A 25,743-nucleotide genomic window follows, 5' to 3' on the forward strand; every position below is an offset into this window, starting at 1 on the left:
GGGGCTGGGTGAGAAATTCTCCCCCTATACCGGCTGCGTCAATCACATGTTTTGCCAGCTCGTCATCTGATACCTTTTTAAAAAAAATGAGGTCAGGGATAAATGTGATTATATGTGTCAGTTTGTTTTTGGTCTTTATTAATATATTTATTTTAAATTGTCAACACCATCGCCACATTGGGTGGAGCGACAATTAATATCGCATATTTTTGATTTTACTTAAAATAAAATAAAAACGAGCAGAGAATTGACCCTGCATGAATTTAAACAAATCTACACAAAAATATATTTATTGTTTAATGGTTTTCATGGGATGGTGTAAAAGAGAAAGGGGGGTAAGCGATGTGGCAGTGGTAGTTCCCGGGGGGTAGGTAACGCTCAAGTATTAATTCTTTTGCCCACTTCGATTATAAAGCCGTTTAAGTGACGTTTTATGATTTTTTTCATGAGGGGAATATCCTTTTCAAAAAGGGTATCCATCAGTGCATGAAGGTCATTGATTCCAAAAAAAACATCATCACCGGGGGTGGTGAGGCAATACCAGACCCTTGCGCATTTGTCGTGGAGCAGCCCAAGCAGCGTTGCCAGTTCCGGATTTTGTGTGGCTTGATATATGGCAGTATGAAATTGAATTTCCAGCCGGGCAAACCGATACCCGGCGCTGGCTGTATAGGCTAACTTTTCCAGATTTTTCAGTTGTGTTTTCAACCCATTTAATTGATCGGTGGTGATTCTTTTACAGGCCAGTTCGCCTGCAAACAATTCCAGGGGCATCCTGGTTTCCATGGTGTACATAAAGCTGTTTATATCCAGAGGGGCGATGACAGTGCCCCCCCGGGGTCTTCTTATGATAAGACCGTCCTGCTGAATTCTTAAAAAAATTTCACGCAACGGGGTGCGCCCAATGGAGAATTTTTCCATGAATTCCATTTCGGTTAATGTTGTTCCCGGTTTTAATCGACCCGTGACAATTTCGGCCTTCAAGGCTTGGTAACAAGCCTCTTTTTTCTGTTTTTTATTAGATGGTGTATTCATTACTGGAGATTAAGCTTATTATCCATTGCATTGCAAGTTAATTTCTGATCTGGATTACCTGAAAATCAAAAGGCATCATGTGCCGATTTCAGGAGCGAACGTCTCGCCCCCGGTATCGGTGATGCCGGTCTTTCAGACCCATGGAAATTATTTTAAAGCCCTTCTCAATACCTTTCCCACATTGGATGTTGGAATATCATCTGTGAACTCAATAAATCGAGGCCTTTTATACCCGGTTAATTTCTCCTTGCAAAATGCCATCAACTCCGCTTCTGAGGCGGTGAGACCCGGTTTCAGGGCAACAAAAGCCTTAACTGCCTCTCCCTGTTTTTCGTCAGGTACCCCCACCACAGCGGCCAGTGCCACACTGGGATGGGCATAAAGCGCATCTTCAATTTCCCTTGGGTATACATTGAACCCGCTGACAATGATCATGTCTTTTTTACGGTCAGTGATGGAAATGTACCCGTCCTCATCAATCCTGGCAATGTCTCCGGTGAGAAAATAACGTTTATCCTCAAGGGTTGTAAAGGTTTCGGCATTGGCATCGGGTCTTTTCCAATACCCCTTCATCACCTGGGGGCCATGAACGGCCAGCTCCCCCTCTTCACCAATGGGAAGGATGGTTGTACCGGTGTCAATGTCAACGATTTTCACATCTGTGCCCGGTATGGGAAATCCAATGGAGCCTATTTTTCGGTGCTCCTTTGTGGGGGGATTTGATGTAACAGCAGGGGCGGTTTCAGTGAGCCCATAGACCTCAAAAAGAATGGCTCCGGTTTTTTCTTCAAACTGTCGACACACTTCCGGGGGCATTGGGGCTCCGGCGCAGATGCACGCCTTAATGGCTGAAAGATCATATTTTTTAAGGTGGGGATGGTTGGTGATGGCCACAAACAATGTGGGGACCCCCGGGACAAAGGTGGGTCTGTATTTAACCACGGCTTTTAACATATCAGTAAAAGCGGGTTTTCCGGCCCTGGGATCTGGAATGCAAATAAGTCTGTTTCCTGAAAAAACAGAAAAAAGCATGGCCCCGGTGAGCCCGAAACTGTGGTACCAGGGCAGTACCCCGAGAATGGTGTGCGCCCCCCCCGGACGAAAGGATTCCGGAGCTTCCCCCGGAGCGTGACTGATCTGAAAAAATTCATGGGCTGCTTTTAAATCATAGGTGAAATTGGTGTGGGTAAGTTCCGCCCCCTTGGGTACCCCTGTTGTCCCACCGGTGTAGAGCATCACAGCGGCGTCTTTTTCCGGATCTATCTCCACAACAGGGGGGCTTGGGGCGGCATCTGCCACAATATCATCAAAGTTGAGGTGTTCCTCAAGGTGTCTGGCTGCCTTGGGAATCTTACCCAGCAGACTTCCCATGAGGGCCTTGGCAGCGGGAAGGTAGGACTTGATGTTGCAGATCACAACGGTTTCAACATCTGTGTGCTCAATGGCGGTGACAACCGTGTCATACAAGGTGGGATGGTCCATGCAAAAGATCATCCTGGCCCCGGAATCACTTAATTGATGATTGAGCTCCGATGCCGTGTACATGGGGTTGCAGTTAACGCACACGGCCCCGGCTTTTAAAATGCCAAAGAAAATTTCAGGAAACTGAGGGATATTGGGCAGAAAAATAGCCACCCGGTCTCCCTTTTTGATGCCGTATTGTGCCAGAAAGTTGGCCACCCTGTTGGCGGTATCCCAGGTCTGGGCATAGGTTCTGGCCTTTCCGTTAAACAAAGTAAATGTCTGTTCCGGGTATTTTTGAGCGGTATCATCCAGAATCCGGCTTAAGGGATAGTGGTAGTCTGAAATGGTGCGGGCCACCCCTTTGGGCCAAAAGGGGGTTTCCCAATATACTGTTGTCATTTTAATGCTCCTATTTTTTTCATGAAATACTCCGCAGATCAAAAGCGTATGTAAGCTTTGTTGTGCACAAAAGATTTTGATCATAAACCGTTATGACCTAATCATAAAGCATCCGTTGAAACAGCTGTGAGACCATCCGTGTCTTCTTCGTAAGATCTGTCCCTGGACGGTACTCTGTTTTTTCCTTGAGATCAAGGCGATGAAGGGCTTTTCGAAGGACAATATAGGTTTCCCGAAGATTAAGGGCCTGGGTTTCGGATAAGATCCTTTCTTTTTCCAGGGTTTCAATGAGGCGGATATTATCGGTCCACCGGATCAGGGCCGGATGATTCCGGGCATGGTTCAAGGTTAAAAATTGAACCAGAAATTCAATATCCACAATCCCCCCCCTTCCCTGCTTTATATCAAATCCGTGGGACAGGGCATCAAATCGCTGCTTTTTCATTCGTTCCCGCATTTCCCGGATTTCCTGCCTCAGGGTGGGGGTGTGACGTTTAATTTCCATCACCTGTTGTCGAATGGCATTAAACTTTTTCCATAACAGAGGATCTCCAGCCACCGGACGGGCCCGGATGATGGCCTGGTGTTCCCAGGTCCAGGCCTGGGTTTCCATATACTCATAAAAGGCGTCTATGTGACTGACAATCATGCCAGCCTGGCCACTGGGACGAAGTCGCATGTCCGGTTTGTAAAGGGTGCCTGCCGGGGTGTGCATGGTGAGCATGGTAATAATTCGCTGGCCAAGCAATGTATAGAATCTCATATTTTCAATGGATCGTGGCCCGCCTGAGGTGACTCCCCGGCTTTCTGAATGAACAAACACCAGGTCAAGATCAGATTTATATCCCAGTTCAATACCCCCAAGTTTCCCATAGGCAACGGCGGCAAACCCCGGTGTGGCTCCCGGGGCCGGTTCAATTCCCGATGGAACACCGTATCTTCTCCGGGTTTGCTGCCAGGCAATGCACAGCACCTGCTGAAGAACGGTTTCGGCAATGTCGGTGAGGGCATCGCTCACCTTCATTAAAGGATAATCACCGCTGATATCTGCGGCTGCCACCCGCAGAGTGCCGGTGAGTTTAAACAGACACAACTCTTCCAGCTGGAACTCAAAATCTTCAGGCGGGATGGCAGCCATGCGATGGGCCAGATCCCGCTCCAGGGAAGGACGATCAGGTGGTTTATAAAGGGTGGCCGGATCAAGAAGCTCATCCAGAAGGGCCGGGTGCCGGGAAAGAAAGGAGATGATCCAGGGACTTTGGGTGGCAAGGGTGGCAAGGGTGATTATGGCTGTGGGATTTTCCAGAAGAAGAGACAGATAACAGGTGCGTTGCTCTATGGCAATGATAAGTGAAATGAGACGTTCCAGGGTTATTTCCGGCTGGGGTTGCTCCCCTGCAATCTCTGCCACAAGGGGGATCAGGTCATTGAGTCTGCGTCTTCCGGTGCGGGTCAATTTTCGGGTGTGGGGGTGTTCAGCCAGGGTTTCCAGGCTTTGGAGTACTTTTTCCGGTGCAGTGTAGCCGGAAACCAACGACGCTTTTACATCGGCCTGGGGATCATTAATGGTTTCCCACAGGTATCTGAAGGGGCTTTCTGCCTTACCGTTTTTTTTCTTGCTTTCTTTGGATACCAGTAATTTATTAAAGTGCTGGTGAACCATATCCATATGACGGTGTAACGCTTTTTCCAATCCATCCCAGCTGTCAAACCCCATGGATAATGCCAGGCAATGCCTTTTGCTTTTTCCCCCGGGGATATCATGGGTTTGGCGGTCATCGTACTCCTGCAGCCGATGTTCCACGGTGCGCAGAAAAACATAGGCACTTTTAAGATCCCGGGCTGTGGCGGCGTTGATAAAGCCTTCCCTGGCCAGAAGCGCCAGCACCTTGAGGATCTTTTTTTCCTGGAGCCGGGGGGTCACCCCCCCCCGGATGAGCTGGAACAATTGACCAAAAAATTCAATTTCCCGTATGCCCCCTGCCCCCAGTTTAATATTGTTTTTCCACCGTTTGTCCCGGATTTGCATGGTGATTCTGGCCTTCATGTCCCGGAAGGCATCAAAGGTGCCATAGTCCAGATAACGTCTGAACACAAAGGGTTTCAATGTTGCCAGAAGGGCATGCCCTGCCGCAAGATCACCGGCCATGGGGCGGGCTTTTATCAAGGCATAACGTTCCCACTCCCGCCCCTGGGTCTGGTAGTAGATCTCCATGGCTTCACAGCTCATCACAAGGGGGCCGCTCTCCCCAAAGGGCCTCAGCCGGGTGTCCACCCGAAAAATGGGAAGCCCCGTGGATCTGCTGTTAAAAATGTTTAAAAATTCCCGGCATAATTTGGTGAAAAAAGCTTCACAACCGGGCATTCTAACTGCATTTTCAATGGTGCCTTCCCGGGGAAAAGCAAAAATCAAATCAATGTCCGAAGAGAAATTAAGTTCGCCGGCCCCAAGTTTTCCCATGCCAAGGACAATGATTTTAAGGGGATCGCCGTGGGGGTCCATGGGGACACCGTGGGTGGTGCATAATTTTTCATGGAGCACCGTCATGGCCGTTTCCACACATGCGTCGGCCAGGGCCGACAAATCTGCCATGGTTTCTTCCAGGGCTGCATGGCCGTTGAGGTCCCGCCAGGCAATTCGCACCATCTCCCTTAATCTCAAAGTACCAAGAAAACGTTGAAGGACGTGGGCCTTTTCCGGGAGATTAAGGATGGGTTCTGTTTTTTTGATGTATTCTCCGGGGGAATAGGTGCGATACAGATCTTTTGAATCCAGGAGATCCATGAGAATTTCCGGGGTTTTGATGAGGCTTGTGGCAATGAATTTACTGAACATCAATGCCGTATTGAGTTCCTTTAAAAAAAACGCATCCCCGGGAATTGAAAGGCCCCGGCTTGCCAGGGAGGCATCCAGCGCTTCCTTAAAAAGAATGGCCTGTTCACTGCAAAAATTCACGTCCACCCCCACGGAAATCCATCAACCCACGGCGTTGAGGAAGAAATTCATTGAAAAAAATTCAAATTTTGCTTATATTTAACAGCTTATATATTGCTCAAACATGTGAAAATAACAAGGAGAAAAAAGAGAATGTGCCGTTTGTTTGCACTTACAAGCAAAGAGCCTGTATCTCCCATGCTTGCCATCAAAGCCCTTGATGTAATGAAGGAGGGGCATGACGGTTCCGGTGTGGGAATTCTGCTTCGAGATCTTGGGGGCCCCTTTGAGGAGATGAAGGATGTGCCCATCCTGTCTGGTATTTTCAGTGAAGAGGGTATACGAAAGCTGGATTTGTTCATGATGGATCGCGGGTTCATGACAAAGTACAAAATGAATATCAAGCTGCCCAAGGAGGGACTGGAGGGAACCCCCAGAAGGGGAATGTACCTCATCCGGGCCTATGAGTATCCCGAATCCTGGGAAACACTTGATAAGGACGAAATTGCCCATGGTCTTATGAGCATACGGCTAAAAATTCGTGACATGGGGGAAGAAAAGAAGGATATGATCGTCTACTCCTTCTGGCCTGATACCATCATGGTGAAAGAACTGGGAGATCCCATGGCCATCGGTGAATATCTCGGCCTGGATCGTAAGGATCTCAAGGCCCGGACCATCATGGCCCAGGGACGACAAAACACAAATTATGCCATCAATCTTTATGCCTGCCATCCGTTTTTTGTTGAGGGCTTCTCCACCATGACCAATGGTGAGAATACGGCGTTTATTCCCATAAAGGATTTTTTATCAAGCCGGAAATTCCCCGGTTACAGCGGTTATCAGTCTGATTCCGAAGTGTTTGCCCATATCCTTCACTACACCATGAAGGAGCTGGGCCTGGGTCTGGATGCTTATAAGCATATCATCACTCCATTGCAGGACAGAGACATTGATGCCCATGCAGATAAGGACTTTTTAAGACACCTTAAAAAGACCTGTCGTCAATTGATCATTGACGGCCCCAACTGCGTCATTGGAACCCTCCTGGATAACACCCTTTTCATGGCCCAGGACAGAAAAAAACTCAGGCCCGGGGTTGTGGGTGGAAGACCGGGATTCTTTGCCTTTTCTTCGGAAATATGTGGTCTGGATGCTGTGATACCGGACCGGGACAAAAGCAAAGATATTCAACCCATGCACCTTGATACCGCCATTGTCGGCCCCGATCGTCAGGAGATAAAAATATGTCGTCAAACAGAACCATTACGCCTTCCACTTTAAGCCTGAGTGACCTGCCCTGGCAGATTAACTGGAATAAGGATCGGTGTACCCTTTGTGGTCAATGCACCGCTGTCTGCCCTGTGCAGGCCATAAAATTATCGGTTTTCAGAAAACGAAACCTGGATACCTCCCTGGACCCTGCCAAACGAAGGATGTCCGGCTTTGAAACCTTTTATGGCATTAAACAAAATACCACCATTGAAGAGGCGTGCATCGGTTGTGCCATGTGCTCCATGGTGTGTCCCAACGATGCCATTGCCCCGGAAAGAAATCCCGGCACAGAACGATTTAAATTCCATAGAGATCAGGAAGGGGTACCGCGAACCCGGGGGGGCAGGAGAAACAGCACCGATTCACTCCTGGACCAAATCAAATTCATTCGAATTTCCATGCTCACCGATCCGGCCCTGGATGCTGGGCGTCATGAGTTTGAACTTAAAACCCTGCTGGGACGCATTCTGCCCCCCAAGGAGAATCTGCACCGTCTCAAAACCAAGGGCTGGATTCCCCCGGTGAGAGAGATCTATCCGTTGATCATCGGCGGGATGTCCTTTGGTGCCCTTTCCCCCACCATGTGGGAGGGATTGCAGATGGGAGTGGCATATCTCAATGAAGAGCTGGGTATGCCTGTTCGCATCTCCACCGGCGAAGGGGGATGCCCCCCCCGATTGCTCAAAAGCCGGTTTTTAAAATATGTAATTTTACAGATTGCTTCGGGGTATTTTGGCTGGGATGAAATCATCCATGCCATTCCCCACATGAAAGAAGACCCCTGCGCCATTGAGATTAAATACGGCCAGGGAGCCAAACCGGGAGACGGCGGGCTTTTGATGTGGCACAAGGTAAACAAACTCATTGCCGCCATCCGGGGGGTTCCCCAGGGTGTCAGCCTGCCAAGTCCCCCCACCCACCAGACCCAGTACTCCATTGAGGAGTCTGTGGCCAAAATGATCATGTCCATGTCCATGGCATGGGGATTCAGGGTGCCGGTGTATCCAAAAATTTCAGCTTCTTCCACCTCCCTTGCCGTGTTAAATAATCTTACCCGTAACGATTATGCATCGGCGTTGGCCATTGACGGTGAAGATGGGGGCACAGGGGCGGCCTATTCCGTTTCCATGGATCACATGGGGCACCCCATTGCCTCTTGTTTAAGGGACAATTACCTTAATCTGGTTAAAATCGGAAAACAAAATGAAATTCCGCTGTTTGCCGGCGGCGGCATTGGCAAAAACGGTAATATTGCGGCCAACGCCGCCTCTTTGATCATGCTGGGTGCCAGTGGTGTTCAAATCGGTAAATATGTGATGCAGGCTGCAGCCGGTTGTGTGGGTACGGAACGGGATCGATGCAATGTGTGCAACCTTGGTATCTGTCCCAAGGGAATCACCTCCCAGGACCCCAGGCTTTATAGACGTCTTGATCCCGAGCATGTGGCCCAGCGCATCGTGGATCTCTTTGTCTCCTTTGATATGGAATTAAAAAAGATTGTTGCGCCCCTGGGACGCTCCACGTCCCTTCCCATTGGTATGTCCGATGCCCTTGGCATCAACGATTATGAAGCGGCCCAACGTCTGAATATCAAGTATGTGGTTTAGGAGGTGAAGATATGGAAGAAATAAAATATAAAATCGTTTCCGGAAAGGACGACGAAAAACGGATTCCCTCCCGCATCCTTGAGGAGATGGTACAAAAGGAAGTAAAGCACGGCCACCGGGCCATTGAGGTGGACGCCTTTGGCCAGCACGGCATTGGTGGACGACTGTGGCAGGAGGGTGATGACACCATAAACATTCGTATCCGGGGTCAGGCAGGCCAGCGGGCCGGTTCCCTGGGGTCGCCCCACACCCGGATTGAAATCCTGGGACCGGTGTCCGATGATGTGGGCTGGCTCAATGCCGGGGCTGAAATCACGGTCCACGGTAATGCCTCCAACGGTGTCATGAACGGCGGCGCCCAGGGCAAGGTCTACATCGGGGGCAACATTGGTGCCCGGGGAATGACCATGACCAAACACAACCCACGGTTTGAACCGCCTGAACTTTGGGTTCTGGGCTCCTGCGGGGACTATTTCGGAGAATTCATGGCCGGCGGCATCGCCGTTGTGTGCGGGTTTGATAAGAGTTCCCATGAAAACACATTGGGATATCGTCCCCTGGTGGGCATGGTGGGGGGAAAGGTGTTTTTCCGGGGGGATGCCTCGGATTACAGCAAAAAAGATGCCCGACCGGCCCCCGTTTCCGATGAAGAATGGGACTGGCTGTGCACCAATCTTTTAGTCTTTCTGGACAAGGTGGAAAAACCGGAACTGTTTGACCGCCTTTCCATGCGCTCTGAATGGCAGCTGTTAAAGGCCAGGGGGCCCATGGATAAGATGACGGAATCCGGTGCCCTTTCCATGGCTGCATTCCGCCAGGATGTATGGGACAGGGAGTTGGGCCGGGGAGGCCTTATTGGAGATCTGCAACAGCTGGATCGGGGTACCATTCCTTTAATCACCAAGGGAGAGTTGCGGCGAAGAGTGCCGGTGTGGGAACATGCGGTGTACAAAGCCCCTTGCCAGGCCAATTGCCCCACAGGCATTCCCGTGCAGGAACGGTGGCATCTGGTTCGCAACGGCCTCATTGACGAAGCAACCGCCATGGGATTACAATATACGCCATTTCCCGCCACGGTGTGCGGCTATCTTTGCCCCAGCCCCTGCATGGCATCCTGTACCAAAAATCTTCAATACATGACCCCTGTGGATGTACGGATACTGGGCAAGGCCGGTGAAGGCACAGAGTTACCCGAAGTGCTGCCCCCTTCCGGTAAAAAAGTGGCTGTCATCGGTGCCGGTCCCGGGGGAATTTCCGCAGCCTGGCATTTAACACTCAAGGGGCATGAAACCGTATTACTGGATGAATCCACTGCCATCGGGGGTAAAATTGCCTCTGTGATCCCCGACTCCAGGATTCCCAGGGAAACCCTGGAAAATGAGCTGGACCGTGTGAAACGCCTTATCCCGGACATTCGCTTGGAACAGAAAATCACGGCCAAAGCATTTAAAAAAATCAAACAGGAATTTGATTATGTGGTGGTGGCTGCCGGTGCCAGAAAACCAAGGATGCTGCCGGTGCCAGGTATTGAACTTGCCGTTTCTGCCAATGATTTTCTGGCAGAGGCAAAAAAGGACACGGCAACACCCGGCAAAAGAGTGGTGATCATCGGAGCCGGTAATGTGGGATGTGATGTGGCCACCGAGGCCCATCGGTTGGGTGCAGAAATCATCAGCCTCATTGATGTGCAGAAACCGGCGGCCTTTGGCAAGGAAAAAGAAGATGCCCAGGCTGTGGGTGCCACCTTTCAATGGCCCTGCTTTACCAAAGAAATCACCGCACAGGGGGTTGTCCTGGACGATGGAGAGCTTCTTGAGGCCGATACAGTGGTGGTATCCATTGGAGATGCTCCGGACACGGCCTTTCTTGGCAAGGGCATTGCCACAAGAAACGGATTTTTATCGGTGAACAGCTTTAATCAAACTTCGGATAAAACGATTTTTGCCCTGGGAGACATTGTGGGGCCGGGACTGATCACCAATGCCATTGGTGATGGAAAAAGGGTGGCTGAAGCCATTGACAGTATCATTTCCGGCAAAGCCCCTCTGCCCATGGACACCCGTTCGGAGATTGATAAAAACCGGGTCAGCCTGGAATATTTCAACCCCATGGTAAAATCCTTTGATTCCCTTCACCAATGTGGGGATGAATGCGCCTCCTGTGGACGCTGCCGGGATTGCAGCATCTGTGTCAATGTCTGCCCCGAGGCTGCCATTGAGCGTGTGGAAGATGAAGAGGGTAATTTTGAATATAAGGTGGACCCGGATCAATGTATTGGCTGTGGATTCTGTGTGGGGGCCTGCCCCTGCGGTATTTGGAATCTGGTGCCCAATGATCCCATGTGATGTGCATTCTGCGGTCCCGGTGGCTGCTCGGCTTTGCTGAGGGTACTTGAATACTGCCGTTTCATATAAACGAGCGTGTTCTATGGGACACAACGAATATTGGGTCGTAGACGCGGAGCCAAATGGTATTACACCGCCGCCCCCCGACGGGCAATGGGCCCGGACCGGAACTGTAGACAGCTCAATTGTCCGGTTCCTATTGCCCGTCGGGGGGCAGCTCTGCCTTAGGTTGCCTTGGAGGCTGCATTGTATATAACCGCCACGGGCGGACCGTATTCTGATCCGGTTCCACCCACAACAAAGCTTGAAATACACCCCTGATTCACGGAGTATTTCATATAAAAAACATACATGGCTGCAAACACCGGCCACAACGAAAAACGAAACGCCCGTGATTCCAGATTGCCGGAGGGCCTTTCACAAAAAAATAAAAACGTAACTATTCGGCCGGCACCCCCATCTTTACTCGTTTGGGCCTGCTCACACCTTAGCAGTAGTATGCTACGCAGTCCCAGCTAAGGCGAATATGGGGCACCGGCCAAACATTTGCAGAACCAACCCGAATATTTACATAAAAACAAGTGGAAATTAAGGAATATGAAAGCGTTATTGGCTCTTGAGGATGGCAGGACATTTCCCTGTCGAAGTTTTACAGGTGCAGGAGAAGCCCGGGGTGAAGTGGTGTTTAACACCAGCATGACCGGTTACCAGGAGATTCTCACCGACCCCTCCTACCATGGACAAATGGTGACCATGACCTGCCCCATGATGGGTAATTACGGGGTATGCCCCGAAGATGTGGAGTCCGACAGAATCCAGGCATCAGCATTGATTGTCCGGGAATATGTGGATCTCCCCAGTAACTGGCGATCCACAGGCACCCTGGCAGATTATCTTAAAAAAGAGGGCGTGCTGGGCATTGAAGACCTTGATACAAGGGCACTGACGCGCCATATCCGAAATGCCGGAGCCATGCGTGCGGTGATATCCACCACTGATCTTGATCCGGCCTCCCTTGTGGAAAAGGCCAGACAGGTTCCCCCCATGGAAGGGTGTAATCTGGTGGACCTGGTGAGCACAAAAACGCCCTACTTCTGGCGGGAAAATCTACCGGACTACATGAACGACTGCACCCTTTTGGATGCCTCCATGTGGCGTCACAAGAAAGAGCGCCATTCTGTGGTGGCCCTTGATTTCGGCATCAAATACAATATTATCCGATGCCTTGAAGAGGCGGGATGCGAAGTGCTTGTGGTCCCTGCCACCACCTCTGCCGATGCCATTCGCGCCCTGGAACCGGATGGAATATTTCTATCCAACGGTCCGGGAGATCCCGAACCTGTCAGTTATGCCGTTGATACCATCCGGGATCTTCTGGGATATCGTCCCATGTTTGGTATATGCCTTGGCATGCAGCTTCTGGGACTTGCCATGGGGGCCAAAACCCATAAGATAAAATTTGGTCATCGCGGCGGAAACCAGCCGGTGAAAAACTTTGCCACGGGCAAAGTGGAAATCACCTCCCAGAATCATGGATTTGCCGTGGATCTGAACACATTGGGGGATAGGGATGTCACCATGACCCACATCAACCTCAATGAAGACTCCCTGGAAGGCATTAAAAATGATGCTGTAAAGGCCTTTGCGGTGCAATATCACCCCGAAGCTTCACCCGGACCCCATGATGCTGCCTACCTTTTTAACCAGTTTGCCGAGATGATGGATAAGTAAAAATGCCAAAACGTACAGATATTAAAAAAATTCTCATTATTGGAGCAGGCCCCATCATCATCAGCCAGGCCTGCGAATTTGATTATTCCGGCACCCAGGCGTGCAAGGCCCTTAAGGAAGAAGGGTATGAGGTGGTGTTGATCAACTCCAATCCGGCCACCATCATGACCGATCCGGATACGGCAGACAGGGTGTACATTGAACCGGTCACCCCGGAGACCGTGGCCAAGGTCATTGAAAAGGAGCGCCCCGATGCCCTGTTACCCACCCTTGGGGGGCAGACCGGCCTGAACACGGCTGTGGAAGCCGCCAAAATGGGGGTTCTGGAAAAATACAATGTGGAGATGATCGGCGCCTCTGTGGAGGCCATTAACAAGGCCGAAGACCGGGAGCTGTTCCGGGACGCCATGAATAAAATCAATCTCAGAATCCCCAGAAGCGGATTTGCCACCACCATGCACGAAGTGGAAGAGGTGGCAGCAGAAATAGGATTTCCCATTATTGTCAGGCCAAGCTTCACCCTGGGGGGCACCGGCGGCGGTGTGGCTTACAACCCCGAGGAACTTGCAGTCATGGCCAAAAGCGGTCTGGATGCAAGTTTCATCACCCAGGTGATGCTGGAAGAGTCTGTTCTTGGCTGGAAAGAGTATGAGCTTGAGGTAATGCGGGACAATGCCGGCAATGTGGTGATTATCTGCTCCATTGAAAACATTGATGCCATGGGGGTCCACACCGGTGACTCCATCACCGTGGCACCGGCCCAGACCCTTTCTGACAAAGAGTACCAGCAGCTTCGGGATGCCTCCATTGCCATCATGCAGGAGATCGGAGTGGACACCGGGGGCAGTAATGTTCAATTTGCCATCAACCCCGCAGACGGGGAGTTGATCATCGTGGAAATGAATCCCAGGGTGTCCAGAAGTTCAGCCCTGGCCTCCAAGGCCACAGGGTTTCCCATTGCCAAGATTGCGGCAAAACTTGCCGTGGGATTTACACTGGATGAGATCGAAAACGACATCACCGGTGAAACACTGGCATGCTTTGAGCCCTCCATTGATTATGTGGTGATAAAAATTCCCCGGTGGACCTTTGAAAAATTCCCTGAAACCGATGATATCCTCACCACGGCCATGAAATCCGTGGGGGAAACCATGGCCATCGGCAGAACCTTTAAAGAGGCCTTTCAAAAGGGATTTCGTTCCCTGGAAATCAATCGATTCGGATTTGGCGGTGACGGCAAGGACCCCCTGCCGGGCACTGTGTCTAAAACCGAGCTGGAGTACAAGCTTGCCACCCCCAATTCCCAGCGTATGTTTTTTATTAAACATGCCATGGAAAACGGCATGGCCCAGGAAACCATCCACTCCCTCACCGGCATTGATCCCTGGTTTCTCTACCAGATGAAGCAGATTGTGGAATTTGAAAAACGCATCCGCCTTGCCGGTAAAGATATTGCCCAGGAAACCCTGGAAAAAGCCAAACGCATGGGTTTTTCCGACCGCCAACTTTCCCATCTCACAGGGCTTTCCGAAGATAAGCTGGAATCTTTACGCAAAAAACTGGGTATTGTTCCGGTGTATAAGCTTGTGGATACCTGTGCTGCTGAATTCCGAGCCTCCACACCCTATTACTACTCCACCTATGAAAAGGAGTGTGAAGCCAGGGTGTCGGATCGCAAAAAGGTGATGATTCTCGGCGGCGGTCCCAACCGCATCGGCCAGGGTATTGAGTTTGACTACTGCTGTGTCCAGGCCTCCTTTGCCCTTCGGGAAGAAGGGGTGGAGAGCATCATGGTCAACAGTAACCCCGAAACCGTGAGCACCGATTATGACACCTCGGACAAACTCTATTTTGAGCCCCTGACCCACGAAGATGTGCTGCACATTGTGGAAAAGGAAAAACCCGACGGTGTCATTGTGCAGTTTGGCGGGCAGACCCCCCTTAATCTTGCCACGGCCCTTAAAGATGCCGGGGTTCCCATCATTGGGACCACCCCTGAAAGCATTGACATGGCCGAAGACAGGGACCTGTTCCAGGCCATGCTCAAAAAACTGGACATTGCTCAGCCTGCCAACGGCATTGCCGTTAACATTGAAGAGGCAAGGGAAATTGCCCAGACCATTGGGTATCCTGTCATGGTAAGACCCTCCTTTGTTCTGGGGGGCCGGGCCATGAAGATTGTGTTTGATCCCGATGAGCTGGAAGGTTATTTCAACCTTGCCGTATCCGCCTCCCCTGACCACCCTGTTCTCATTGACCAGTTTCTGGAAGATGCCTTTGAGCTGGATGTGGATGCCATTTCCGATGGTGAAACCACCGTCATCGGCGGCATGATGGAGCACATTGAAGAGGCCGGTATCCATTCCGGGGATTCTGCCTGTGTGCTGCCCCCTTACAGCATTGCCCAGGAACACATTGATGAAATGACAAGGGCCACCGCAGCCCTGGCAAAGGAATTGAACGTGGTGGGGCTGATGAACATTCAGTTTGGCATCATGGACGGCAAGGTGTATGTCATTGAGGTTAATCCCCGGGCATCCCGCACCGTTCCCTTTGTGAGTAAAGCCACCGGGGTTTCCCTGGCAAAACTTGCCACCAAGGTGATGCTGGGTAAAACCCTTAAAGAGCTGGGATTCACCCAACAGGTGATTCCGGCCCATTATTCTGTTAAAGAGGCAGTGCTTCCCTTTGACCGTTTTGCCAAGGTGGACCCGGTTCTGGGACCGGAGATGAAATCCACCGGTGAGGTCATGGGCATTGATAAAGACCTGGGAGCCGCCGTGGCCAAGGCCCAGCTGGGGGCCGGACAGAATCTTCCCATTGAAGGCAATGTGTTCATCAGCGTCCAGGACAGCGATAAGATGGCAGCACTGTCCGTGGCCAAAGATTTTTATGACATGGGCTTCAAGCTTCTGGCCACCCGGGGAACGGCCATGTTTCTGGAGGATAATTCCATCCCTGCCAAGGTGGTGGAAAAGGTTTCCACCGGTCGTCCCCATGTGGTGGACGCCGTTAAAAACAGCGAAATCCAGTTAATTCTCAACACCGGCTCCAACAGCCAGACCAAACGGGACGGTTATGAAATCCGGCGGGCAGCCATTCGGTTTAAAATCCCCTATGCCACCACCACTGACGGGGCAAAAACCATCTGCAAGGCAATCAAGGCCCTTAAAAAAGAGAGTCTTACTGTCATCGCCATCCAGGATTACCATATGCAAGGCGGTAAGGTATGATAATGGAAAGTGAAAGGCCCAAAGATGAGTGTGGTGTGTTTGGTCTGTACAGGCATCCGGAAGCTGCCCAGCTGACCTATTTTGGTCTCTATGCCCTGCAGCACAGGGGCCAGGAGAGTGCAGGCATTTCTGTGGCCCGGGACAAGGATAAAATCTACTCCCACAAGGGAATGGGCCTGGTCCATGATATTTTTAACACAGAGGATTTAAAAAAAATTGAAGGGGCCGGCGGCAGTGCCATTGGTCATGTGCGCTACTCCACCACCGGAGATTCCAATCTCACCAATGCCCAGCCCTTTGTGGTGCAGCACCGGGGAAGGGCCTATGCCGTGGCCCACAACGGTAACCTTGTGAACGCCCACACCCTGAAGCAGGAGCTGGAGGAGAGCGGCTCCATTTTCCAGACCACCATGGACAGTGAGGTGTTTCTTCATCTGTTCATCAAAAATCTGAAACAGGGGGATGTGGTAACAGCCATCCAAAAGGCTGTGGCCAAAATCCAAGGGGCCTACTCCTTTGTGCTGCTCACCTGCAAGGGGGAAGTGATCGGGGTTAAAGATCCCAACAGTTTTCGCCCCCTGGCCCTGGGTAAACTCAACGGACACTATGTGCTGGCTTCTGAAACCTGTGCATTTGATCTTGTGCAGGCAGAATTTGTAAGGGAGCTTGAGCCCGGTGAGATTGTCATCATCAATGAAGACGGGGTGACCAGCATCATGCCCCGGGAACCTGTTGAAAAAAAATCGTTGTGTATTTTTGAATACATCTACTTTGCACGGCCGGACAGCACCATTTACGGCAAAAACGTCTATCAGATGAGAAAGGCCCATGGAAAACGCCTGGCAAGGGAAGCACCTGTGGATGCCGACATGGTCATGCCCTTTCCCGATTCCGGGAACTACTCTGCAATCGGTTATGCCGAAGAGTCGGGTATTCCCTTTGAAATGGCCATGATACGCAACCATTATGTGGGACGAAGTTTTATCCAGCCCACCCAGGGCATGCGGGATTTTGCCGTAAGGGTGAAGCTCAATCCAGTGCGGGAACTGATCCGGAACAAGGAGATCATCATCATTGAAGACTCCATTATCCGGGGCACCACAGCCAAGACACGGGTCCAGGCCCTGCGGGATCTGGGGGCAAAAAAGGTGCACATGCGCATCTCCTGTCCCCCCCATAAATTCCCCTGTTATTATGGTATCGATTTTTCCACCAAGGGGGAACTTGTGGCTGCCACCAAGTCAGAGGAAGAATTGACCCAATTTCTGGGCTTAGATTCCCTGCATTACCTCAGCATTGAAGGCATGCTGGAGGCCGGCGGGGTTGAAAATCCGGAAAATAATTTCTGCAAGGCCTGCTTTGACGGCTCTTATCCTGTGGCCTTTGATCCCAACCTGTCCAAGCAATGCATGGGATAATCCCCTTGTGCTTGTGAAATTTGTTTGATATGCAAAACCCCTTGGATGTTCACATCCAGGGGTTTTTGTTTTTGGGGGTTTTATTTTTGTCTTATGCCATCAAATTCCCAATATGATCTGCCCATGGCAGTTTTATATAAAAGGCAGCCTCCAAGGCAAGCTAAGGCAGAGCCGCCCCCCCGACGGGCAATAGGAACCGGACAATTGAGCTGTCTACAGTTCCGGTCCGGGACCATTGCCCGTTGGGGGGGCGGCGGTATAATACCATATTTCTATATCTGTTGTGTCCGACAGGACATGTCCGTTTATATAAAACGCCATCCAAAGATCTGTAATAATTGTAATTTCATTTTTCGTTGTGGACAGGTCAAATTCCAATATGATCTACCCATGGCAGTTATATGAACAATCCCATTGTGGAGCCTATGTAATTATGAATAAAAAAACAGTTGCCTTTTCAAAGGATTCTTCAAATCTCTTTTTTCATCTTTTAACCAAATGCAATCTTTCTTGTAAACATTGTTATATTAACAAAAAAGAGCATGGTGAAAACACCCTGGACATTGAGACCATTAAACGGTGGCTCAATCTTTTTTCCGAAAAATGCAACACCATTAATGTGATTTTTCTGGGGGGGGAGCCCACCTTGCATCCAGATTTGTCCCTGGCAGTGAAGGAGGCCGGAAGACTGGGGTTTAAATCCATCACCATTGATACCAACGGGTATCTCTTCCATGATATCCTGCATCGGGTCACCCCGGATGAGGTGGATTTTATCAGTTTCTCCCTGGATGGGGCCACGCCTGCCACCAACGATGTCATCCGGGGAAAGGGATGTCATGAACAGGTGGTAAAAGGGGTGAAAAAAGCCGTGGCTGAAGGTTTTTCCACCTCCATGATTTACACGGTGAGCGGAGATAACATCCACGAACTTCATCGCATGCCGGAGCTTGTGAAAGGATGGGGGCTTGAACGATTTTTCATCCAGGTCATCGGTATCAGGGGAGAATCGGCAGACACCAACAACGATCTCCAGGTCTCCATGGAACAATGGCTGAATGTGGTACCCGGTGTGGCAGAAGCCATGGCCCGCCAAGGAATTATTGTGACCTATCCCAGGGTGTTCTTAGATGAAACAGAACCGTTCCAGTGTGCAGGCATTGTGGCGGATAACTATTTTATTTTTCCCAATGGACGTATCTATCGATGTCCTTTGTGTGAAGATTTTCCCCTGCACAGCTTTACCATTGATGGCAACGCCATTGTGCCCACAGGCAAAATAAACGAAACCGATCTGTTTGACCTTACCATCCCCGAAGGATGTGTCATGAACAAAATGATCCAGCCGGGTAATATCACCTACAAATCCGATGGAACCCCCCTTAAGAGAATTGCCTGCTGTATGCTTAAAGAGGAAATGTCGCCAATAAATGTTTAGCTCATAATAGGGCCTGATTCGTCCGAGATTATTTTAAAGAATTAGAATATTGATTTAGCGTTTCAAATATTCAAAAGGTTGAGGGGTAAAACGGTAAATTGAAAACTGCGAATTTCCTTGGATGGGGAGATCTGTTTGATGATAATGAATAGCAATATACATGATGTTGCGGTGATTACCGCAGAAGAGGTGATGGCGCTGAATTTTATTAATCTCTCTCCCGCCTGCCATCTTCGGAGGTATTTTCGTCAAGGTTTGCGCTCTCATATATTTGAAGTGCTGGATGTCTGCGATGTATCAAAAGAAACACAAGGGGAGCTTTCAAAGGGGGTAAGATGGTTTCCACGGGCAGTTCCCCAAAAAATGTTACGGATATTGAGAACCCGGTTCTCCCAACTTTCCCAGGCCCTTGATGAGGTGAATAAGTACACCATGATTTTAAAATTTCTGGGACCTGAATTTATTGCTGTTTCCCAGGAGTTCATTGTTGAATATCATGGCGCAAATGGTTCTGAAATTATTCTTTGCGGACTCCAGGAATATGTCCAGGGAAAGGCGTTGGATCCATGGGATCTAAGTGGAGACAATCCCATTGATATATTTTTTCAAAGGCACTTCCCCGGGCAGAACAGTGGGGGAAAAAGTGTGAAAAAGGCAATTGAATCCATTTCATTTTTTGTTAAAAAAGTAAAAAGAATGGCCATGGATGAGGGCTATATTCCTGATCTTGCAGGGAATGGTAATTTGATTATTACGGCCCGGGGTGAGTTAAAACTTGTGGATATAAATAACATAATAAAAGTCCATTACAATGAAAAAATTTTTCTTGATGATAAAAAATATCCATCCTGTGATAAATCCGTGGAAGTGCTTGCCATTCTGGAGCAAAAGGTGATGAAAAATAAATTTTTTTTGGATGGGCAGCTGTATCGCCATTTCTTTTCCACGGAGCGACGGCAGCGGGTGAAAGAGCTTGAAGAAAAATTTTATCAAAATTGGTAGAATCTTTTTAAATTTCCCGCTTATTTACTTCCATGGTGTTGATAAGAAAACAAATTGACTTTCAGAGGAAAACAGTTTATTTTGCCTGATAATTTATAGTTTCAGAGATCATTGGGAATTGATTGAATGACGGTAGATTCCTGTATGAGTGAGGGGAATCCTGTGAAAACCAGGAGCGGACCCGCCGCTGTAACTGGTATTTTTTTGTTCAAAACCGTGATGTAAAATAACTGCCGGTTGTTTTAGGGGCGGCTTAAAGATTTAAAATTATACCGGAAGCCAGAAGACCTGTCTGAAACAAGTGACCTGGAAATGTGCACGCGGTTGGACAGGGTTACTACACCATTTGAGGATACAATACGGCGTCCCCATATCGATTAAAATATCGGTATGGGTTTTTTTGTGCCTGTGGATTAAAGGGAGCCTTTTTGTTGTGAATTGGATTCAGCCATGTCTGACTGCAGGGAGAACACAGATACTTGCAGGTCTCTTTTCCATACTTCTTTTGGGCCTTGTGGTGTTATCTGCCTCCCTTGGGTATATGAAGATAGAGTTTTTTGATGTCTTAAAAATTATCCTTGCCCGCTTACCGGGCCAGGCCCATCTGGCAGAGGCCGTTTCCCAGGCTTCCCAAGTGGTTGTGATGGATGTGCGTCTGCCACGGATATTGACCTGTGCCGCCGTGGGGGGAGGACTTGCCCTGTCCGGGGTTATTTTTCAAGGGATTTTATTAAATCCCCTGGCAGACCCTTATACATTGGGGGTTTCTGCCGGGGCTGCCTTTGGTGCCTGTTTTGCCATTTTGCTGAATCTGGGTGCCGCTTTTGTGTCTGTACCTCTGTTTGCCTTTGCCGGGGCCTGTCTCACCCTGTTTTTTGTGATTTTCCTTTCCTACACCGGTAAAAACTCCGCTGCGGTTCTCTCTTCCAACAGCCTTATTCTTTCCGGTATTATTGTGGCTGCCATTTTATCTGCGGGCATCAGCTTTTTAAAATATACCGCAGATGAACAGGTTTCCATTATTATCTTCTGGCTCATGGGCAGCTTTGCATCCAAGACCTGGCTGGATGTGGGGGTGACCCTGTTGAGCCTTGTCCTTGGACTTTTGGTGTCCATGGTGTTTGCCAGGGATTTGAATCTTATCTCCCTGGGGGAACGATCCGCCGCAAGCCTTGGAGTGGACACCCGCAAGGTAACACTGATGCTGCTGGTGACAGGTTCCATGCTGGCGGCGGTGTCTGTGTCTGTGTCTGGGATTATCGGGTTTGTGGGACTGTTGGTGCCTCATATGGTGCGACTTTTCACAGGGCCGGACAATCGACGTCTGATTCCCGTATCTTTGCTGGCCGGGGCCCTGTTGCTGCTGGGGGCTGACACCATTACCCGGGCTGTTCTGCCCCATGAAATTCCCATTGGCATTTTAACGGCCCTCATCGGCGGGCCCGTGTTTTGCTGGATATTTAAACGGGGGGCCATTCGGTAGAAGACCATGAAACAGGCGCTTACACCCACCGGCCCTGACATTTTTCTTGACAATGTCTCCTTTGCCTATGAAAAAGAGCCGGTGCTCAAGGAAATTTCACTTACCTTTGAACCGGGGCGTTTTTACTCCATACTGGGCCCCAACGGGTGTGGCAAAACCACATTGCTGGATCTTCTCATCGGGCACATGACCCCTGACAAAGGGCGTGTGTTTCTGAGGGGAAAGGAGTTGGCAGCATGGTCCAGAAAAAAAATCGCCCGCACCATCGCCCTGGTATCTCAAAACTATAATATTAATTTTCCGTTCACCGTGGAAGAGGTGATTATGATGGGCAGACATCCCTGGATTCCACGTTTTTCCCAGCCGGACCAAAAGGATATGGACAGGGTCAAGGCGGTGATGGCACGGACGGGTACAGATACCTTTCATGACAGAAAAATAACAGCCTTGAGCGGTGGTGAACGCCAGCGGTGTGTGTTTGCCAGGGCCCTTTGCCAGGATACCCCCATTCTTTTTTTGGATGAGGCCTTTTCCAACATGGATATCAGCCACACCCTGCGTCTTTTGAATCTTGTTAAAGAGGAAGTGTCAATGCAGAATCGCACGGTGATCTCGGTATTCCATGATATTAACCTTGCATCCATCTGGTCGGATCATTTGATTTTCATGAAACAGGGCAGGGTGGCTGCATGCGGCCCCACGGACGAAGTTATGAATGCGGCTGTTATTGAAGAGGTTTTTCAGGTGGAAAGCCACGTGGCATACAATGAATACTCCCGGGCCAGGCAGGCCTGTTTTAAGGCGGGATGATATGGTGAGTCTGAACAAAAAAAAGGTGCTATCCAGGGGGAACGGCCATGGGGCATGGCTGATCATTTTATTTGCATTATTTGCAGCAATGTCCGGTTTTTTTCTCAATTTCCGGATCGGGGCATGTGAAAATGTTTTTTGGAAGGCAGGCAGGGGCAGGGGACTTCAGTTTTTTTTCTGGGTGATTATGTGCTGGCAGTTTGCCCATGGCGTGACCTTTGCCGGAGCCACGGAAATAGTTGATGCCCGGGGAGAGACAGTGACATTTGACCGGCCCTTTCAGCGCATCATCTCCCTTTATGGCGCCCACACGGAAAATCTTTTTTTTCTGGGCCTTGATCAGGAGATCATCGGGGTTTCTAAAAATGAATGCTACCCTGAAGCGGCAAAACAAAAAAAGTGGTTTTCCTACCATGATGATCCTGAAAAATTCCTGGCAGCCGAACCGGATCTTGTGCTGGTTCGTCCCATGGTGGAGAGGGGATACCCTGCTTTGATTGAGAGATTACGAAAGTCCGGCATCACGGTGGTGTCCCTTCAGCCTTCCTCGGTGGATGGACTTTACCGATACTGGATGGCATTGGGGACGCTTACAGGTAAAAGAGAAAGGGCCAAAACGATGATCCGGGATTTTAAGGCCCGGGTGTCTTATTTTTCGCAATTAACCCGGGATGTTAAAAAAAAGAAACGGGTCTACTTTGAAGCCATCCATTCCCGCATGAAAACATTTGTACCAGGGTCCATGGCTATCTTTGTCCTGGAAAGTGCCGGGGGGCTGAATGTGGCCCCGGATGCGGTATCTTCCCGGGGAACCAATATCGGCATATACGGCAAAGAACGGATTTTGTCCCATGCCGGGGAGATTGATGTATTTCTGGCCCAGACCGGTGTCATGAATCACACCTCCCTGGAGATTATTAAAAAAGAGCCGGGATTTCGTATCATCCGGGCTGTAAAGGAAAATCAGGTTTACTTAATTGATGAAGTGCTGGTGTCCCGGCCTATTTTCAGGCTTCTTATCGGCATTGAAACCATAGGGAAAATACTGTATCCGAAACGTTTTGGATCGGATTTTATATAACCGCCACGGGCAGTACCGGATCAGAATACGGTCTGTTTCTGGCAGTGATAACGAACATAGATGAGGTAATGAATATAATGGATAATCAAGGAAAATTGTATGGTATCGGCGTGGGCCCCGGAGATCCGGAGCTGCTCACTTTAAAAGCCGTGAGAGTGATTAATGAAGCAGATGTGGTTTTCACAGCGGCATCGGCCAAGAGAAGCTACAGTCTGGCCATGGAGATTGCCCGGCCCCACCTGTCTGACTCTGTGACCCTGGAATCTTTGTCCTTTACCATGACAGAAGATAAAGGGGCCACCGAAGCTGCCTGGGATGCCAATGCTGAAAAAATTGCCGCAGTGATGAAGGAAGGCAAAAATGCGGCATTTTTGACCCTGGGAGATCCCATGACTTACTCTACTTTTGGATATATTTTAAAGAGTTTGAAAAAAATCATGCCCCGGGCCCAGGTGGAGACCATCCCCGGAATCACCTCCTTTCATGCCGCTGCAGCCCGCTTGAACAGAACCTTGGTGGAGGGGGAAGAATCCCTTCTTGTCACCTCCGGGGCCTATGGTGGAAACCAGCTGCAACGGGTGGGAAATGCCGTTGAAAACATTGTGATGATGAAAGCCTATAAAAATATCAAAAAGAACAATGAGGCCCTGGCTGCCAGCGGTATGCTTGAGAACAGTGTGGCCGTCACTAAATGCGGCCGCCATGGAGAAGAGATCATTCAGGACATTCGATCCCTGGAAACCCGTGACCCGGATTATTGGACATTGATTCTGGCCGGTAAATGAGGGATGGTTTTCCACGATATGGTCTGGCTTTCCAACCTGGGTAACTGATACAGTGCTACCGTTACCGCTGCCTTTATTTCCGGGCCTTATGTGGTGGCATGAAAAACAATTGTGAAGTAAATATTCGGTCATCACCCCATCTTCACCTGTTTGGGCCTGCTCACATAGCAATAGTATGCTACGCAGTCCCAAACAGGCAAATATGGGGCACTGCCCAAACATTTACATTACCAAGCCGAATATTTACACTGTGAAGGAAAATAACCATGTCAAATGTGCATGTTATCGGCCTTGGGCTTTCCAGGGAAGATCTGACCCTGAAGCATCTTGAAATAATAAAAACAGCAGATCTTCTGGTGGGGGGACAACGGCATCTGGATTATTTCAGGGAAAACCATGTTGAAAAGGTGGTTATCACCCGGGATATTGCGTTGGTGATCCAGAAGATAAAAGAGCGCATGGATTCACAAAAGGTAGTGGTTCTGGCTTCGGGGGACCCATTATTTTATGGTATTGGTGCCACCCTGGTAAAGGCCCTTGGCCGGGAAAAGGTGGAGATTCATCCCAATATTTCATCCCCTGCAGCGGCCTTTGCCGCCATGGGTGAGCCCTGGCAGGATGCTCGCCTGATAAGTTTCCATGGCCGGGTGTCGGATGATTTTGAACACCTTGTGAAAACTGAAAACAAGATTGGCATACTCACCGATGCCACCCATACCCCCGGGTGGATTGCAAAGTTCCTGTTGTCCAGAAAAATAACAGATTTCCATTGCCATGTATTTGAACGTCTGGGCAGTGGGGATGCAAAGAGTTATATCTTTGATGATCTCTCTCTGGTGGATACGCACACCTTTGCCATGCCCAATGTTGTGGTGCTTAAACGACAAAAACAAGAGGACTCTTTTTGCCATGGAAGAAAATCAACCGCTTCCATGCACAGGGATGGAAAAGACCGGGCCGTTTCATGTGAAGCCGTACCACCTCCTGTTTATCCTGGAATGCCCGATGATCAGTTTTTTCATGAAAATGGCCTTATCACCAAATCCGAGGTGAGAAGCGTTGCCCTGTCAAAGTTGAAACTTGATGCACAGGATTACACCTTCTGGGATCTGGGGGCGGGTTCCGGCTCTGTCTCCATTGAGGTGTCCCGATTTTTGTCCCGGGGCCAATTGTTTGCTGTGGAGAAAAATGAAAAGCGAATTGTGCTGATTGAACGGAATAAGCAGAAATTCTGTGTGCCCAATTTAACAGTGTGCCACGGGAGTCTGCCCGGTGCCATGGATGCCTTACCCGATCCGGACAGGGTTTTTGTGGGAGGCGGGGGTAAAAATATTGCCCGGATCATCCATCGGGCCGGAGACAGGCTTTCCATGCATGGGGTCATGGTGATTAACACGGTTCTGGTTCAAACCATGTATCTTGCAGTTGAAGCGCTTAAAAAAATGGGATTTAAAACACAATTTGTGCAGCTCCAGGTGGCGGGGTCCAGTCCCATGCCCTTTGGGGAGCGCCTTGAGGCTTTGAATCCTGTGTGGATTATCACCGGGGAAAAACAGGGCCTGTAGTCTATCCATTTTCAATATTTACAAACTGCCACGGGCAGGCATTATTCTGAGCTCGTTCTGCCCACAACAAAAATAAAAATACGCCTCTGATTTGCGGAGTATTTCATATAAGTGCCATGGGCAGACCTTATTTTGAC

Annotated in this window: 16 protein-coding genes and 1 riboswitch; of the genes, 13 read left to right on the forward strand and 3 right to left on the reverse strand. The window is 49.6% G+C overall.

What is annotated here, in order from left to right:
• Positions 1–378: 378 nt before the first annotated feature.
• The 3 genes from B9A32_RS11370 to glnE form a co-directional block, all read right to left on the reverse strand.
• Positions 379–1,035 (reverse strand): GntR family transcriptional regulator, encoded by a 657-nt coding sequence (locus tag B9A32_RS11370; protein ID WP_084069508.1) that lies wholly within the window; start codon positions 1,033–1,035, stop codon positions 379–381.
• A gap of 147 nt (positions 1,036–1,182) precedes the next feature.
• A complete protein-coding gene (locus tag B9A32_RS11375) occupies positions 1,183–2,898 on the reverse strand; it encodes a long-chain-fatty-acid--CoA ligase (RefSeq protein WP_084069509.1) in 1,716 nt (571 codons plus the stop codon).
• Between the two features lie 97 nt (positions 2,899–2,995).
• Positions 2,996–5,854 (reverse strand): bifunctional [glutamate--ammonia ligase]-adenylyl-L-tyrosine phosphorylase/[glutamate--ammonia-ligase] adenylyltransferase, encoded by a 2,859-nt coding sequence (gene glnE, locus B9A32_RS11380; RefSeq protein WP_139795802.1) that lies wholly within the window; start codon positions 5,852–5,854, stop codon positions 2,996–2,998.
• 132 nt (positions 5,855–5,986) lie between these two features.
• On the opposite strand from glnE, the gene B9A32_RS11385 reads away from it, so the two are divergent.
• From B9A32_RS11385 to cbiE, 13 genes are all read left to right on the forward strand, one after another.
• Positions 5,987–7,117 carry a class II glutamine amidotransferase domain-containing protein gene (locus B9A32_RS11385; protein WP_084069511.1) on the forward strand — a complete coding sequence of 377 codons (1,131 nt, stop codon included), beginning with the start codon at positions 5,987–5,989 and terminating at the stop codon, positions 7,115–7,117.
• On the forward strand, positions 7,081–8,715 hold the full coding sequence (locus tag B9A32_RS11390) for a glutamate synthase-related protein (protein WP_084069512.1): 1,635 nt from the start codon (positions 7,081–7,083) through the stop codon (positions 8,713–8,715). Before B9A32_RS11385 ends, B9A32_RS11390 begins: the two co-directional genes overlap by 37 nt.
• An 11-nt stretch (positions 8,716–8,726) precedes the next feature.
• Entirely contained in the window at positions 8,727–11,060 is a 2,334-nt protein-coding gene (locus B9A32_RS11395) for an FAD-dependent oxidoreductase (protein ID WP_084069514.1), read from the forward strand.
• Positions 11,061–11,657: 597 nt separating this feature from the next.
• Positions 11,658–12,791, forward strand: a complete 1,134-nt coding sequence (gene carA / locus B9A32_RS11400) for a glutamine-hydrolyzing carbamoyl-phosphate synthase small subunit (protein WP_084069516.1) — start codon at positions 11,658–11,660, stop codon at positions 12,789–12,791.
• Between the two features lie 2 nt (positions 12,792–12,793).
• A complete protein-coding gene (carB, locus tag B9A32_RS11405) occupies positions 12,794–16,024 on the forward strand; it encodes a carbamoyl-phosphate synthase large subunit (protein ID WP_084069518.1) in 3,231 nt (1,076 codons plus the stop codon).
• Between the two features lie 2 nt (positions 16,025–16,026).
• Positions 16,027–17,442 (forward strand): amidophosphoribosyltransferase, encoded by a 1,416-nt coding sequence (gene purF, locus B9A32_RS11410; RefSeq protein ID WP_084069601.1) that lies wholly within the window; start codon positions 16,027–16,029, stop codon positions 17,440–17,442.
• Between the two features lie 433 nt (positions 17,443–17,875).
• The gene (locus B9A32_RS11415) at positions 17,876–18,880 is read left to right on the forward strand and encodes a radical SAM protein (RefSeq protein ID WP_084069520.1); all 1,005 of its coding nucleotides are present in this window, start codon (positions 17,876–17,878) and stop codon (positions 18,878–18,880) included.
• A gap of 144 nt (positions 18,881–19,024) precedes the next feature.
• Positions 19,025–19,882: a hypothetical protein gene (locus tag B9A32_RS11420; RefSeq protein WP_139795803.1), complete on the forward strand. Its 858-nt coding sequence runs from the start codon at positions 19,025–19,027 to the stop codon at positions 19,880–19,882.
• Positions 19,883–19,999: 117 nt separating this feature from the next.
• A riboswitch (cobalamin riboswitch) is annotated at positions 20,000–20,192 on the forward strand.
• Between the two features lie 123 nt (positions 20,193–20,315).
• Positions 20,316–21,365: a FecCD family ABC transporter permease gene (locus tag B9A32_RS11425; RefSeq protein ID WP_232367132.1), complete on the forward strand. Its 1,050-nt coding sequence runs from the start codon at positions 20,316–20,318 to the stop codon at positions 21,363–21,365.
• Positions 21,366–21,371: 6 nt separating this feature from the next.
• Complete coding sequence (locus tag B9A32_RS11430; RefSeq protein ID WP_084069523.1) at positions 21,372–22,175, forward strand: ABC transporter ATP-binding protein; 804 nt, start codon at positions 21,372–21,374, stop codon at positions 22,173–22,175.
• A 1-nt stretch (position 22,176) separates the two neighbouring features.
• The gene (locus B9A32_RS11435; protein ID WP_232367133.1) at positions 22,177–23,256 is read left to right on the forward strand and encodes an ABC transporter substrate-binding protein; all 1,080 of its coding nucleotides are present in this window, start codon (positions 22,177–22,179) and stop codon (positions 23,254–23,256) included.
• A gap of 77 nt (positions 23,257–23,333) precedes the next feature.
• Entirely contained in the window at positions 23,334–24,041 is a 708-nt protein-coding gene (gene cobI, locus B9A32_RS11440) for a precorrin-2 C(20)-methyltransferase (protein WP_084069525.1), read from the forward strand.
• A 266-nt stretch (positions 24,042–24,307) separates the two neighbouring features.
• The gene (gene cbiE, locus B9A32_RS11445; protein ID WP_084069527.1) at positions 24,308–25,606 is read left to right on the forward strand and encodes a precorrin-6y C5,15-methyltransferase (decarboxylating) subunit CbiE; all 1,299 of its coding nucleotides are present in this window, start codon (positions 24,308–24,310) and stop codon (positions 25,604–25,606) included.
• The last annotated feature ends 137 nt before the right edge of the window (positions 25,607–25,743 follow it).

The organism is Desulfocicer vacuolatum DSM 3385 (genome assembly GCF_900176365.1).
GTDB classification, from domain to species: domain Bacteria; phylum Desulfobacterota; class Desulfobacteria; order Desulfobacterales; family Desulfobacteraceae; genus Desulfocicer; species Desulfocicer vacuolatum.

Coding starts and splice junctions, on each gene's coding strand:
- B9A32_RS11370 (WP_084069508.1), bottom strand. CDS start 1,035: ATGAATACACCATCTAATAAAAAACAGAAAAAAGAGGCTTGTTACCAA.
- B9A32_RS11375 (WP_084069509.1), bottom strand. CDS start 2,898: ATGACAACAGTATATTGGGAAACCCCCTTTTGGCCCAAAGGGGTGGCC.
- B9A32_RS11385 (WP_084069511.1), top strand. CDS start 5,987: ATGTGCCGTTTGTTTGCACTTACAAGCAAAGAGCCTGTATCTCCCATG.
- B9A32_RS11390 (WP_084069512.1), top strand. CDS start 7,081: ATGTCGTCAAACAGAACCATTACGCCTTCCACTTTAAGCCTGAGTGAC.
- B9A32_RS11395 (WP_084069514.1), top strand. CDS start 8,727: ATGGAAGAAATAAAATATAAAATCGTTTCCGGAAAGGACGACGAAAAA.
- carA (WP_084069516.1), top strand. CDS start 11,658: ATGAAAGCGTTATTGGCTCTTGAGGATGGCAGGACATTTCCCTGTCGA.
- carB (WP_084069518.1), top strand. CDS start 12,794: ATGCCAAAACGTACAGATATTAAAAAAATTCTCATTATTGGAGCAGGC.
- purF (WP_084069601.1), top strand. CDS start 16,027: ATGGAAAGTGAAAGGCCCAAAGATGAGTGTGGTGTGTTTGGTCTGTAC.
- B9A32_RS11415 (WP_084069520.1), top strand. CDS start 17,876: ATGAATAAAAAAACAGTTGCCTTTTCAAAGGATTCTTCAAATCTCTTT.
- B9A32_RS11420 (WP_139795803.1), top strand. CDS start 19,025: ATGAATAGCAATATACATGATGTTGCGGTGATTACCGCAGAAGAGGTG.
- B9A32_RS11430 (WP_084069523.1), top strand. CDS start 21,372: ATGAAACAGGCGCTTACACCCACCGGCCCTGACATTTTTCTTGACAAT.
- B9A32_RS11435 (WP_232367133.1), top strand. CDS start 22,177: ATGGTGAGTCTGAACAAAAAAAAGGTGCTATCCAGGGGGAACGGCCAT.
- cobI (WP_084069525.1), top strand. CDS start 23,334: ATGGATAATCAAGGAAAATTGTATGGTATCGGCGTGGGCCCCGGAGAT.
- cbiE (WP_084069527.1), top strand. CDS start 24,308: ATGTCAAATGTGCATGTTATCGGCCTTGGGCTTTCCAGGGAAGATCTG.